Here is a 13,140-nt window from a genome sequence, read left to right on the forward strand (position 1 = left end):
GACACGGGATCACGCCCGCGCGACGGCCCCGGCCGACCGGACGTCGCCGCGCACCGCGTCGAGGTACTCGGCGATGGCGTCGCGGTTGCGGGTCAGGCAGTTGACCCGGCTGGTCATCCGGTCGCGTTCGAGTTCGAGCGTGGCGATCATCTCCGGTGTCGCGTCAGAGATGTGGATGACCTTCGGTTTGTCCAGGCACGGCAGGATCTGCTTGATGATCCTGGTCGGCAGCCCGGCGTCGAGCAGCCCCCTGATCTGCATGACGCGGTCCACGATGCGCTCGTCGTACTCGCGGTAGCCGTTGGCCGAGCGGTCGGGCAGGATGAGGGTCTGCTCCTCGTAGTAGCGCAGCAGCCTGCGGGGTGTGCCGGTGCGCTCCGACAGCTCGCCGATCCGCATGTGCCCGACCTCACGTCTCGTCGCGTTGACCCTCACATGGATGTGATGGTTCGAGCATACGTCCATGGAAACGCGCAGCAAAGAGCCGTCCACCGCCCCCGGCGCGGCGGCCGTAACCCCACGACTTCCCCTGCGGGCGCTCGTCGCGCTGGCCACCGCCGCCTTCATCACCGTGCTCACCGAGGCGCTGCCCGCGGGCGTGCTGCCCGCGATGAGCGCCGGCCTCGGCGTCAGCGAGTCCACGACCGGCCAGCTGGTGACGATCTACGCGATCGGCAGCGCGATCGCCGCGATCCCGTTGTCCTCGGCCACCGCGAGCTGGCGGCGCAAACGCCTGCTGCTGACCGCGGTGGCCGGCTTCGCCGTCGCCAACACGGTCACCGCGGTGTCGGCGTCCTTCCCGCTGACGCTGGTCGCCAGGTTCGTCGCCGGGGTGGCCGCTGGCCTGGTCTGGGCGCTGCTGGCCGGCTACGCCCGTCGCCTCGCCCCCGCGCACCTCCAGGGCAAGGCGGTGTCCATCGTGATGACCGGCATCCCGGCCGCGCTGGCGCTCGGCGTGCCGGCCGGCACCTTCCTCGGCAAGGCCGTCGGCTGGCAGGTGACCTTCGCGGTGATGACCGCGCTCGCCGTCGCGCTGCTCGGCTGGATCGGCGCGATGGTCCCGGACTTCCCCGGGCAGCAACGGGGCGGCCACACCCCGATCGCGCGGACGCTGGCCGTTCCCGGCGTCGCCCCTGTCCTGTTCGTCACGCTGGTCTTCGTGCTGGCGCACACGATCCTCTACACCTACGTCGCCGCGTTCCTCGACCGGTTCGGCATGGGCGGCTCCATCGACGTGGTGCTGCTGGTCTTCGGCGTCGCCTCCATGGCCAGCATCTGGATCGTCGGCGCGCACATCGACCGCAGGCTGCGGGTCCTCACCATCGGCAGCGCCGTGCTGTTCGCCGTCGCGGCCGCCGTCCTCGCGCTGCTGGCCGACAGCCCGGTCCTGGTGTACCTCGCGGTGACGCTGTGGGGCCTCGCTTACGGTGGCGCGCCGAGCCTCCTCCAGACCGCCGTCGGCGACGCGGGCGGGGCTGCGGGCGACACCGCGCAGGCCATGCTCGTCACGCTGTGGAACACGGCCATAGCGGGCGGCGGGGCCGTCGGCGGGATCCTGCTCACCGGGCCCGGCCCGCTCTCCGTCCCCTGGACCGTTCTCGCGCTGCTGCTGCCGGTACTGGTCGTCGTGCTCGCCGCCCGCGCGCACGGTTTCCCGGCCAGGCGCGCTTGACAGCCCGTCCGCGCGGATGATGGGGTCCACCTCAGCGTCGCGGTGTACCCGGCACACAGGCCGTCGTGGGCACGGAGGCGTCGAACCACAGGACGACCATTGGCATCACCCACCGAGCCCACCGAGCCCGGCGACCGCGCCAGGGCGTTCGGCAACCAGCTGATCGACGTGCACAACTGGCTCCGCGACGAGCTGGACCGGCTCCGCGAGGACGTCGAAAGGCATCTCGACGGCGAGGTCTGGCGACCGCGGGACCTGCGCGCCAACTGCCTGACCTTCTGCTCGGCGCTGACCAGGCATCACACCGGCGAGGACCGCGGCGCGTTTCCCCTGCTTGGCAAGGAGTTCCCCGAGCTGCGGCCGGTGCTTGCCGAGCTGGAGCGGGATCATCACCTGGTGAACGAGGTGCTGCGCGGGCTCGCCGACCTGCTCGGCGGCCTCGGGGGCAGCAGGGACACGGCCGAGGCGCGGCGGGTGCGCACCGAGCTGGACACGCTGGCCGCACTGCTGGAGACGCACCTCACCTACGAGGAGAAGCGAATCGTGGCCGCGCTGGACTCGCTGTCCGTGCCGGCCTGGCGCCGCGACACCCCGGACTTCCTGCGCAGTACGGGAAATCCCGAGGTGTGACCACCGGTCAGCAGGGCCAGCGCGGCGCGTCCAACTTCAGGTTCTTGCGCATCGAGCTGAACCGCAGTGCCTTGCTCGCGGCACAGAACCTGTCGTTGCTCAGCTCGTACTCCACGTGGAACACGGCCTTGCCGGCCTGGATGAACGGCGACAGCCGGTCGCACTCCTGGTACTGCGCGCACTGCTCGTTGATGGCGAACTCGAAGTCGCCGAGCAGGTCGGTCACCTGGTCGAGGTCGTTCTTGAGGCCGATGGACAGCCCGCGCTCGTGCGCGAGGCCGGCCAGCATGCGGTTGTAGGCGAGCTGGTCCCGGTCGGTGAGCGGGAACCCGGTGTCGGACTTGTAGCCGTCGACCTGGTCGGCCTCGATCGCGTCGAACCCCTTGCCCCGGCACTGGTCGAACCGCCCGGCCATGATCGGCCGCAGCTGGTCGAGCTTCCTGACGTCCAGCCACTTCTCGCCGGGCCACCGGTCGCTCTTGCCCTGCACCTCGGGGGTGAAGGCGTTCTTGTCCGGCCGGAAGTCCTCGGAGGCGCCGACGTTGACGTAGCAGATCACCTTGCGCCCCTTGGCGTGCAGCGACTGCACGTCGGCGGCGCTCACCTCGACGCCGTCCACGTCGTACACCGGCACGTCGACGCTCTGGTCGACCGGCGTGGTCAGCTGCCACTGCCACGGCGTGCCCGGCGCGGGAATCCACCGCGCGCCGGCCGCCGGTGGCGGCGGAACGGCCGTGGTGCCGGCCTTCGGCGGGGTCGACGCGGCGCTGGACGGGGTCGCGCTCGACGGCGGCGGGCTGCTCGGCGCGGCGCTGCCGCTGCCGGTCGCGCTGTCCTCGGTGCTGCTGGCCGCGCTGCTCGTCGGGGTCGGGCCCGCCTCGTCGTGACCGCTGGAACAGGCCGCCAACAGCAGCGCGCAGGCCAGGGTCAAACCTAAGAGGGTGGGAGCGCTCAGTGCCCGGGTGCGCATTCGCGCGACCTCCTCGTGTGGTGCGGAAACCAGCCGGGCAGCCGGTCCCACGGGTTCGCGCCGCCGCGCTCGGTGACGGCGAAGTGCGCCGCGCCCAACCGCGTGACCCGGTCGATCGTGTCCTGGACGCAGTCGTCCGGGACGCCGTGCACGAGATGATAGAACCGGTCCGACGCGCACCGGAGTGCCCACCTCGGCGGCACCACGGCGCGGTGGTCGGCCAGGTCTCCCTCGAACACGCCGACCAGGTCGGCGTGTTCGACGTACTCCCTTGCCGGGTAGGCGCCGTGGTGGAACGCGACACCCCGCGCGCCGAGGCCGCGCGCCGAGCGGGCCAGCGCCGCGTAGTGCGGCAGGTGCGCACGGTCGGTGCTGACCCGGTCGAAGAACACCTCATCGACGCCGTACCACTGGCGGTACCGGATGACCTCCCGCAGCACGAGTTCGGCCGCGCGCCTGCCGTAGTCGGTGTCCACGTACCCGGCCACCGGGATGTCGCTGGCGCGCAGGCGATCCAGCGCTGGCAGGAACACGCAGTCCGGCCGTTCGCCTGCGCCGTCGGCGATGTTGAGCACCACCAGTCGCACCAGGGCCGCCGCTGCCGCGACGGCCGCCCAGTCCCCCGGTGCGACGGCTGGATGGAAATAGGCGGGCACGATCATCTCGTCGCCAACCAGTGATCCCGGACCGAGGCGGCGAGATCGGTGCCCGGCCGCCAGCCCAGGGCCGTGGTCACCAGCCGCAGGTCGGCCTGCTGCCATGGCACGTCGGCCGACCGCGCCGAGCCCGCCGCCTCCTCGAGCACCCGGCCGGTGAACCCGGCGACGCCGGTGAACAGCGCGGCGAGCACCCGGCTCGGCACGGCCGACCCGCTGCCAACGTTCAGCACCGGAGCGTCCACTGTGGACGCTTCGAGAGCGGCGAGCACGGCACGGGCGACATCGCGGGCGTCCACGAAGTCCCGTTCCGCGCCGAGCGGCCCGAGCCGCACGTCGTCGCCCTCGGCGATGGCCCTGTCCAGCTCGGCGACCAGCCTGCCGGACAGGCTGTTCGCCGCCGAGCCCGGCCCGACCGGGTTGAACACCCGCAGGGTCACCGCGGCCAGCCCGGCCGCGCGGGCCACCTCGATCGCGCGGGTGCCGCCGAGCTTGGCCAGCCCGTACGCGCCGACGGGACACTCCGGCGCGTCCTCGGTGACCGGCACGCCGACGGGCACCCTGCCGTACTCGGCCGAGGAACCCAGGTGCACCAACCGCGCGGCCGGACGCACCCGCAGCATCGCCGTCGCCAACCGCGCCGGCCCGGTGGCGTTCGCGGCGGCCAGCGTCGCGGGCTCCCCACCGGTCGCCCCTGCGCAGTTCACCACCGCGTCCGGCGACGCCTCGGCGAGCACCGAGCCGATCCCGGCGACGTCGTCCCCGCCGAGGTCCAGCCGGAGATGCGCGGCGGACGCGGCGACCGGCGAGCGGCCCGCGGTGACCACCGTGGTCCCCTCGGTCGCGGACAGCAGATCCAGCACGTGTCCGCCGAGGAAGCCGGTCGCCCCGATGAGCAGGACCCGCATGCGTTGCTACGCTCCCTTCAGCAGTCGCGGTCGGATGGCGTCGAACTCCGCGTTCGCCCGGTCGTAGTCGTCCGGCCGCCCGATGTCCAGCCAGTAGCCGCTGAACTCGAACTCCTCTGGCGGGTTGTTCTGGCTGAGCATGTCGAGCACCAGCTCGTCGAAGCCGAGCGGCAGGCCTGCCGGGTAGGTCTCCAGCGCCCGCTTGCTGACGCCGTAGACACCCATGCTGACCCGGTAGTTGAGCGTGGGCTTCTCGGTGAACTCGACCACCCGCCCGTCCTTGGTGGCCAGCACGCCGAAGTCGATCTTCACCTGGCGCTGGTAGGTCGCCACGGTCAGCGGGGCCGGCGTGGCGCGGTGGTGGTCGTACAGCTCGGCGTAGTTGAGGTCGGTGAGCACGTCGCCGTTCATCACCAGGAAGTCCTCGGGTAACCGGTCCCTGATGCACAGCACCGGGCCGATGGTGCCAAGCGGCGAGTCCTCGGTCGCGTAGTCGATGGTCATGCCCCAGCGGCTGCCGTCTCCCACGTAGGACCTGATCAGGTCGCCGAGGTAGCCGATGGCCAGCGTGACACTGGAGAAGCCCTGCTGGGACAGCTGCCTGAGCACGATGTCCAGGATGGAGAACTCGTCGCCGATGGGCATCAGCGGCTTGGGCAGTCGCGTCGTGTATGGCCGGAGCCTGGTTCCCTTGCCACCGGCCAGGATGATCGCGTGCATGATCTCCTCCGCTGCTACTGGTTGTACTGCTCGGGCCTGTAGTGGGCCAGGTTCGCGGGGTCCAGGAACCACGCGATGGTCTCGTGCAAACCCTGGTCCCTGGTGTACCTGGGTTCCCAACCGGTTCGCTCGCGCAGCTTGGTCGCGTCGGCGACCAGCCGCAGCACCTCGGATCCCTTCGGCCTGATGCGCTGGGGATCCTCGGTGATCTCCGCCTCGACACCCATCAGCCGGACGATGTCCTCGGCGAGCTGGCCGATCGACACCTCCGTGCCGGTGCCCGCGTTGAAGTCCTCCCCGATGACGGCGGAGGACTGCGCCGTGCCGACCGTGACGAACGCCTCGACGGTGTCCTTGACGAACAGGAAGTCCCTCGTCGGGTCGAGCGCGCCGAGTTCCAGCCTGCTGTGCCCGGCGGCGAGCTGGCTGACCACCGTGGGGATCACCGCGCGGGCGGACTGCCGTGGGCCGAAGGTGTTGAACGGCCGCAGGGTCACCGTGGGCAGCCCGAAGCTGAGGTGGTAGCTCTCCACCAGCTTGTCCGCGCCCAGTTTGCTCGCCGCGTAGGGCGACTGGGCCTGGAGCGGGTGCGACTCGCTGATCGGCACCGTGCGCGCGGTGCCGAACGTCTCGCTGGTCGAGGTGTGCACCAGGCGGGGCGTCTCGGCGGCGCGGACCGCCTCAAGCACGTTGAGCGTCCCCGTCACGTTGGTGTCCACATAGGACCTTGGCGCGCGGTAGGAGTAGGGGATCGCGATCAGCGCCGCCAGGTGGTAGACGACCTCGGCGTCGGCGACCACCTCCCGCATCGACGCGGGATCGCGCACGTCACCGAGCACGACATCCACCTGCGCCAACACGTCCCGGCTCAGCGAGTCGAGCCATCCCCATGAGCCGAACGAGTTGTACAGCACCATCGCCCGCACCCGGTGGCCGCGCCGCACCAGCAGCTCCACCAGGTGTGAGCCGATGAAGCCCTCGGCTCCGGTCACCGCGACAACACTCGTCATGGACATCCTCCTCTGGGTTTGTCTTGGTATCACTGGTGTCGGACCGCCCGGCTGAGTGCGGCGGCCGAGTATCCGAACAGCACGACGCCGAGGCCGCCGCACACGCACAGCTGCGCCGACATCACGTCGACGGGCCAACCGAACCTGGCCCGACCGACCAACAGCACGACCTCGCCGAGCAGCGCGGCGCCGCAGGCGAGGTGCACGGCGAGGAAGATCCCGCACGCCTGCAACAGCAGTGCGAGGAACAGCGCCCCGCCGAGCGCGAGGTAGGCGGCGCACGAGACGAGATCGGCCGCCCGCAGGCCCTTTCCGCCGAGGACGGCCACCGCGCCGACGGCGAGCACGATCAGGGCGGCGGCCACGACCAGGTAGCGCAGCAGCGCGCCGCCGAGCACGACCCTGGACCGCCTGGCGAACTCGACGAGCCGCCTGGTGCGCCGCAGCAGCGCGCCGAGCCGACGGCGGTACCAGTACAGCGTCCACTCCGCCGCGCCCATCGACAGCGACAGCGGCAGCGCGGCGATGGCGGCGCCGAGCGGGTCCCCGGTCAGCAGCACGCCGACCACGGGGAACGCCAGCAGCCCGGCCGCGAGCACGCCGAACACGGCGTGCGGCAGGCAGCCCCGCAGTTCCGCCACGGTCAGCCGCCGCCTCGGCGCCTCGCGCGCCGACCTGGTGCGCAGCACGGCGAACGCGATGGTCAACAGCACGGTCGCCGCGAGCGCGAACAGCGCCGGGGTGGCCAGCCAGGCGGGTTGGCCTAGCACCAGGTAGCCGAGGCCGACCAGCACGCCGGGCAGCAGGGCGAAGAGCAGCCATAGGTCATCGCCCGCGACCAACAGCACGGTCGCCGCGATGAGGTAGCCGCCCTGGCCCGCCGCGAACAGGGTCAGCCGAACGCCGTCGTTGGCCACCGCAGCGACGACGGCGAGGAGAGACAGCAGGAGCAGCAGGCACACCGCCATGCCGGCGCGCAGCGCCCTGGCCATGTCCGCGCGCCCGTGCTGGCCCAACCGGAAGTGCCCGAGGTAGGACAGGCCCTGGCTGAGCGCCCAGGACATCAGCATCGACACGACCAGCACGACGGCCGCACCGCGCCCGCCCATGATCCCCTCGGCCGGCGGGTAGGCCAACGCCGGCAACCCGAACAGGATCCCGCGCAGCGCGTGCCGTGCCGGGTTGGTCTGCCAGGGATCCGGCTGGGGCTCGGGTTCGGCCGGGCTGCGCGGCACCCGCCGGAACAGCTCGCCGGCGAGCGCGAACACGTCGGGAAAGCCGTAGGTCCGGTGCGCCGCACTGTCGTTCAGGCCGTCGGCCTCCAGCGCGGCGGCGATCTCGAAGTGGTCGACCGCCCCGGCGCACACCGGGCGGAGCCGTTCGCAGAGCGCGTCGAGGTCGGTGTGCGGGGCGACGGGCGGGAGGGAACGGAGGACGACCGTGTCAGCCATTGGCTGAAGCTCCGGCACGGTCTCAGCGCTCATGCCCTCTCCTCGCCGGCGCTCGTCGAGGGCATGAGCGCACGGTGGCGCGCTGTGTCGAACGATTCGGTCGCGAGCTCCCTCATGCCGCGGGCTCCGTCACTCGGCCGTCGGCGACCAGGCCCCGATACAGGCCGTCGAAGGTGCCGATCGCCTTGTCCACGGTGAAGTACTCCAGGGCGCGCGCCCGCGCCGCGTTGCCGAGCCCCTGCCGCAGCTCCGTGTCGGTGAGCAGGCTGAGGCACGCTGCGGCCATCGCCTCTGGGTCGCGCGGCGGCACCACGAGCCCGGTGTCGCCGACGGCCTCCGAGCAGCCGCCGACGTCGGTGGCCACGCAGGCGCGCCCGCACGTCATCGCCTCGATCACGGTGTAGGGGAAGCCCTCCGAGATGCTGGACAGCACCACGACGTGCCCGGCCGCGTAGGCGTCGCGGATCTTGTCCACCCGCCCCTCGAAGGTCGCCACCTCGCCGATGCCAAGCTCGTCCGCGAGGCCGCGGCACCGGTCGAGGTAGGCCTGGCCGCCCTTAGGTGTGCCGCCGAACAGCCGCAGCCGCGCCTCGGGAAGTTCCTTGTGCACCAAGGCGAACGCCCGCAGCAGCGTCTCGAGGTCCTTGATCGGGTCGATCCGGCCGGCCCAGCTCACCGTCGGGACCTCCGGCTCGCCGTCAACGGCGGGAAAGTGGTCCGGCTCGACCCCGTTGTAGACGGTGTGGATGATCTCCGGGTCCGCGCCCAGCCGTTCCTCCCACCGCTTGTTGTAGACGTTGCCCGGCGCGATCACGCCGGCCTCCCGGTAGGCCAGGGCGCAGACCTGGCGCAGGAACGCCAGGTGCAGCGCCTTGACCGGCCACCGGTACGGGCCGCCCCGGTAGCCGAGGTACCGCTCGCGCAGGTAGATGCCGTGCTCGGTGAGCAGCAGCGGCGTGCCGTACACCCACTTCGACGCGAGCGCGGGCAACGCGGCGAGGCCGTTGGCCACGCAGTGCGACACGTCCGCCCGCACCGGCGGATGTTCCAGCGGCCGCAGGGAGTGTTCGAGCAGCCGCAGCCCGGTCAGCGCGTCGAACACGGTCGGCGCGGTCGACTCCCCAGGCAGCCACCTGTCCTGCCACGCGTCGGTCAACGCCATGGCCGCGTCCTCGGCGCGCAGGCTCGCGCCGAGGTCCTCCTGCTGTGCGTAGTCGAACAGCGCGCGCAGCACGTCGCCGAAGTGCTGCTGCGCTGGCTCGGACGCGTCCAGCAGCACGTCGACCAGTTCCCGGATCAGCGGCCGGAAGCGCCGCAGGACCCGCCGGCCGAGCTTGCGCCCGGCCGGCACGGGTCCCCACAGCGGAATCGACCGCACGGAGGCGATGTTGGCCGGCAGCTCCCACGCCGGCTGTTCGTTGCCGGAGCCGACGAGGGCCACGACGTGGAAGTCGTAGTCCGCCATGCCGCGCACCAGTTGGTCGCACCACACGCTGACCCCGCCGAAACTGTGCGGGTAGGTGCCCTCGGTCACCAGCGCCACACGCATCCGGTCAGCTCCGGCGCGCGGCTGGCGCCGGGGCGGCCTGTGGCGCATATGGCGCCGACGGCAGGGCCAGCGCGACCGTCGGGTGCGCCGCGTCGACCCGTTGGTACGCCGAGCGTTCGCCCGCGTACTGCTGCCCGAACGCGGCGCCGCCGACCTTGGTGCCCTCCGGCACGGTGACCGGCACCTCGATCCCGGCGGGGGCCTGGATCGTGACCGCGCCGCCCTGCACGTAGCCGCTGACCGTGCCGGCGTTCACGGCCGCGCGCCAGGCGTCCTGCCGCTCCAGCGCGAGGCCGCTGTCCGCGAGGCGGGGGTTGGTCACCGGGGTGTTGGCGGCGAACATGCTGCGGTAGCTGGACAGGACGGCGTCCAGCACCGGGTAGGCCAGCCGTCCCTCGGCGAGGTTGGTCTGGTGCATGTAGTGCGGCCGGGGGTCGTTGGCCAGCACGAAGCCCATGGTGATCTGGGTCTGCTTCGGCACGATGTAGGAAGCGAACCCGGTCCTCGGGTCGAGCGGCGTGATGCAGGTGGTGGTGTCGGGGTGGTCCTCGCAGATGCCGCTGCCGCCGTTGGCCCGCGAGGTGTAGATCCAGTTGTACTCGCTGACCTCCTCGGCGGGGTTGGCCACGTTGTAGAACACGTTGATCGGGTGCCTCGGCACGCCGAGCGCGGGGCCGACCGCACGCTGGGTCTTCTCCCGTGAGGCGTCCAGCCCGAGCCAGCCGATCCCGTTCTGCGCCAACGCGGCGAGGAAGTTCGGGTTGTCGTTGGGCTGCTGGGGCAGGATGAACGTGCCGGAGTGCTCGCCGCCGACGAGTTCGTCGGACCGGATCGGCAGCCCGTGCGCGCCCGCCCATGCGACGTTCTTGCTGATCTCGTCGGAGATCGTCTGCTGGTCGACGTAGAGGGTCTGGCCGGTGGCCGGGTCGGTGGCACAGCGCCACGGGATGACCGTGAAGTCCTGCACGCAGCCGAGGAACGCGTGCGAGTAGGTGTGGTTGACCCAGCGGAAGGAGCCGTGCAGCGCGAGGAGCGTCCCGGTCAGCGGGTCGTATCCGTTCTGCGCCACCGCCTCGTCGCTACCTGCGGCGTTGAACAGCAGGTCGAGCTGGTAGTTGTGGGTCGCCTGCCACAGCATCGCGTTGACCACGTCGGCGGAGTTCATCCGGACGGGAGTGGTGGCCGGCACACCGGGCGCGCAGTCGCCCTCACCGGGGGTGCACTTGCCGACGTCGCTCCAGCGGGAGTCCTCGCTGAACACGTCGTCGATGTGCACGCTGAAGTAGTTGCGGTAGTAGCCGAGGTGCACGCCCTTGGTCAGCCACGTGACGACGCCGTGCGAGAGCAGCCGGTACTGCTGCTGGAAGTTGTTGTAGCCGAAGCCGAGGACCAGCTGCTCGCGGCCGCCCTGCCGGTAGACGCCGGCCAACGTGCCCTGGGTGTTCGTGCCGGGGACGGTCGCGGTGAGGTAGGGCTCGAAGTGCGCGCCGGTGGTCGGGTCGTCCGGCAGCGGCGTGGCGAGGTAGCCGTAGCTCTCGGCGATCTTCGGGTCGTTGTCCTCGAAGGCGACCGGGCCGCGCAGGTACCGGAACGCGTCGGCGGTGGCCGCCGTCGTGAGCTTGGCGGTGACGCCGTCCAGCGTGCCGGCGAAGATCGGGGTGTTCAGGCCGACGGCGGGGCTCGAGTAGGTGAACGCGTCCACCTGCCGGATGCCGAAGCGCTGCTCGTAGGCGGCGAGGCTGGCCAGTTCGGCGGCGGTCACGCCGGCGGGCGCCTGGTTGGGCAGCACGACGCCCTGGAACTTGGCCCACGGCGTGCCGTTCAGCTGGTCGGCGAGGAAGCCGTCGGTGATCGCGGGGCGGCCGGGTTGGCCGGCCTGGATCACGGTGATCGGGACGCCCTCGCTGGTGAGCTGCTGCGAGATCGCGTCCACCCACGGCGTGCCGTCGCTCACCACGAGCACCCGCAGGTCCACGCGCGGCGGGGCGGTCGCGCCGCTGGCGGGCGCGGCCGCGACGCCGGTCAGCGCGGCGAGCGCGCCGATGACGCCAAGGGTTACCCACCTGATTCGACCAATTGCTCTCACGCTAATCCCATCCACCCCGCAGGCCGACGGCGAGGCTACAAGTGCGCAATCAATATGGGCACGGTCGCGCCCCCAGACGGAAACATCGCGGAAATCATTGGGCCGTTACTTCCCACTTCAAACTAGCCGTCCAGCTGGATCCTTAATGGTCCATTGAGAGTCATACGTTAGGCCGAACAGCCCAGTGACATAAACAGACTCCACAATCAGAAGTTGTTGCATACAGAAGCAATTCAGGCAATCCTGCTCACAGCAAACCCACAGGTCAGCGCCGTGAGGCGGATGTCAAACCCGGCATTACGGGATCAGCCTCCCCGAACCACCGCGTTATCGGTCAACTGGTAACAGGTGAAGGAACGTGAAAATTGCTCACACAATCCACTTGCCAAATCAACAACTCTACGAATCCTGAAGAAATGCAAGCCGGCAACCCGGGAAACAACTCGAACAGGTCCGCATCACGATCATGAACAGTAAACCAACAATGCCAAACACTCCGTAGCCCACACGGCCCTCGATGTCGGACCGGTCTGCTCTGGCCGATTTGTCCTCGCCCGATCGAGGTAGATACAACACCCGCCGATCGAGTGGTCCGACTCCGCTGCGTCGCGCGGGTGACCGGGCCGGCGCGCGGCGCGGCCACCGTCCGGAGCGGACCCGGCGGACCACGCCGCCGCGCCCGAGGGCTGGCAGCATGCGACGCGACACCCGGCCGCGAGGAGCCCTCGCGACCGGGGGCCGACGCCGACACCACCCCGATCATGGAGCCGCTGTGCGAGTTGTCCTTGGCGAAGATCTCGTCCTGCTCAGGGACGGCCTGATCCGCCTGTTGAACGCGAACGGCTTCGAGGTGGTCGAGGCCGTCGACAACGGCCCAGGACTGCTGCGCGCGCTCGTCACGCACCGACCCGATGTGGCCGTTGTGGACGTTCGCCTCCCGCCGACGTTCACCGACGAGGGCATTCGGGCCGCCATCGAGGCCCGCGCGCAGGTGCCCGGCCTGCCCATCCTGGTGCTGTCCCAGTACGTCGAGCAGCTCTACGCCCGCGAGCTGCTGTCCGACCGGGCGGGCGGCGTCGGCTATCTGCTCAAGGACCGGGTCTCCGACGTCACGCAGTTCGTCGAGGCGGTGCGCAGGGTCGCGGGCGGCGGCACCGCGATGGATCCCGAGGTGATCTCCCAGCTGCTGGCCAGGCACGCGCGGGACGAGCCGCTCGGCGCGCTGACGCCGAGAGAGAAGGAGGTGCTCGGGCTGATGGCGGAGGGCCGCTCGAACGCCGCCGTCGCGGCGCGCATGTTCATCACCGAGAAGGCGGTCAGCAAGCACACCAACAACATCTTCGGCAAGCTCGGCCTGCCGCAGTCGGAGGACGACAACCGGCGCGTGCTCGCCGTGCTTGCCTACCTGAACGGCTGACCTGGGCTGTCCAGCTGATCTGGGCACGTAGCATCGCTGTTGCAACGATGCACGCTCAGACATGGGGGAAC

The 13,140-nt window shown here is 70.9% G+C and carries 12 protein-coding genes; 3 read left to right on the forward strand and 9 right to left on the reverse strand.

Translation table 11 applies throughout. From position 1 onward, the window contains the following. Positions 1–9: 9 nt before the first annotated feature. Complete coding sequence (locus F0L68_RS10575; RefSeq protein ID WP_149849328.1) at positions 10–399, reverse strand: MerR family transcriptional regulator; 390 nt, start codon at positions 397–399, stop codon at positions 10–12. Between the two features lie 64 nt (positions 400–463). Between F0L68_RS10575 and F0L68_RS10580 the strand changes: the two genes are divergently transcribed. Beyond that, positions 464–1,672 (forward strand): MFS transporter, encoded by a 1,209-nt coding sequence (locus F0L68_RS10580; RefSeq protein ID WP_149849329.1) that lies wholly within the window; start codon positions 464–466, stop codon positions 1,670–1,672. Positions 1,673–1,771: 99 nt separating this feature from the next. Next, the gene (locus F0L68_RS10585; protein WP_149849330.1) at positions 1,772–2,302 is read left to right on the forward strand and encodes a hemerythrin domain-containing protein; all 531 of its coding nucleotides are present in this window, start codon (positions 1,772–1,774) and stop codon (positions 2,300–2,302) included. A gap of 7 nt (positions 2,303–2,309) precedes the next feature. Here F0L68_RS10585 and F0L68_RS10590 read toward each other — a convergent pair whose 3' ends face one another. From F0L68_RS10590 to F0L68_RS10625, 8 genes are all read right to left on the reverse strand, one after another. Further along, positions 2,310–3,233 carry an endo alpha-1,4 polygalactosaminidase gene (locus F0L68_RS10590; protein ID WP_223198669.1) on the reverse strand — a complete coding sequence of 308 codons (924 nt, stop codon included), beginning with the start codon at positions 3,231–3,233 and terminating at the stop codon, positions 2,310–2,312. 20 nt (positions 3,234–3,253) lie between these two features. Further along, positions 3,254–3,928 (reverse strand): spherulation-specific family 4 protein, encoded by a 675-nt coding sequence (locus F0L68_RS10595; RefSeq protein WP_188316496.1) that lies wholly within the window; start codon positions 3,926–3,928, stop codon positions 3,254–3,256. A 2-nt stretch (positions 3,929–3,930) separates the two neighbouring features. Next, the gene (locus F0L68_RS10600) at positions 3,931–4,836 is read right to left on the reverse strand and encodes an NAD-dependent epimerase/dehydratase family protein (RefSeq protein WP_149849333.1); all 906 of its coding nucleotides are present in this window, start codon (positions 4,834–4,836) and stop codon (positions 3,931–3,933) included. Positions 4,837–4,842: 6 nt separating this feature from the next. Then, a complete protein-coding gene (locus F0L68_RS10605) occupies positions 4,843–5,556 on the reverse strand; it encodes a sugar phosphate nucleotidyltransferase (protein ID WP_149849334.1) in 714 nt (237 codons plus the stop codon). 14 nt (positions 5,557–5,570) lie between these two features. Next, positions 5,571–6,566, reverse strand: a complete 996-nt coding sequence (locus F0L68_RS10610) for an SDR family NAD(P)-dependent oxidoreductase (RefSeq protein ID WP_223198671.1) — start codon at positions 6,564–6,566, stop codon at positions 5,571–5,573. A 29-nt stretch (positions 6,567–6,595) separates the two neighbouring features. Continuing rightward, positions 6,596–8,050 carry a hypothetical protein gene (locus tag F0L68_RS10615; RefSeq protein WP_149849336.1) on the reverse strand — a complete coding sequence of 485 codons (1,455 nt, stop codon included), beginning with the start codon at positions 8,048–8,050 and terminating at the stop codon, positions 6,596–6,598. Positions 8,051–8,129: 79 nt separating this feature from the next. Beyond that, entirely contained in the window at positions 8,130–9,566 is a 1,437-nt protein-coding gene (pelF, locus tag F0L68_RS10620; RefSeq protein WP_149849337.1) for a GT4 family glycosyltransferase PelF, read from the reverse strand. A 4-nt stretch (positions 9,567–9,570) separates the two neighbouring features. Further along, positions 9,571–11,652, reverse strand: a complete 2,082-nt coding sequence (locus F0L68_RS10625; RefSeq protein ID WP_149849338.1) for a hypothetical protein — start codon at positions 11,650–11,652, stop codon at positions 9,571–9,573. 772 nt (positions 11,653–12,424) lie between these two features. Here F0L68_RS10625 and F0L68_RS10630 point away from each other — a divergent pair. After that, positions 12,425–13,069 carry a LuxR C-terminal-related transcriptional regulator gene (locus F0L68_RS10630; protein ID WP_149849339.1) on the forward strand — a complete coding sequence of 215 codons (645 nt, stop codon included), beginning with the start codon at positions 12,425–12,427 and terminating at the stop codon, positions 13,067–13,069. The last annotated feature ends 71 nt before the right edge of the window (positions 13,070–13,140 follow it).

Source organism: Solihabitans fulvus (assembly GCF_008386585.1).
GTDB classification, from domain to species: domain Bacteria; phylum Actinomycetota; class Actinomycetes; order Mycobacteriales; family Pseudonocardiaceae; genus Solihabitans; species Solihabitans fulvus.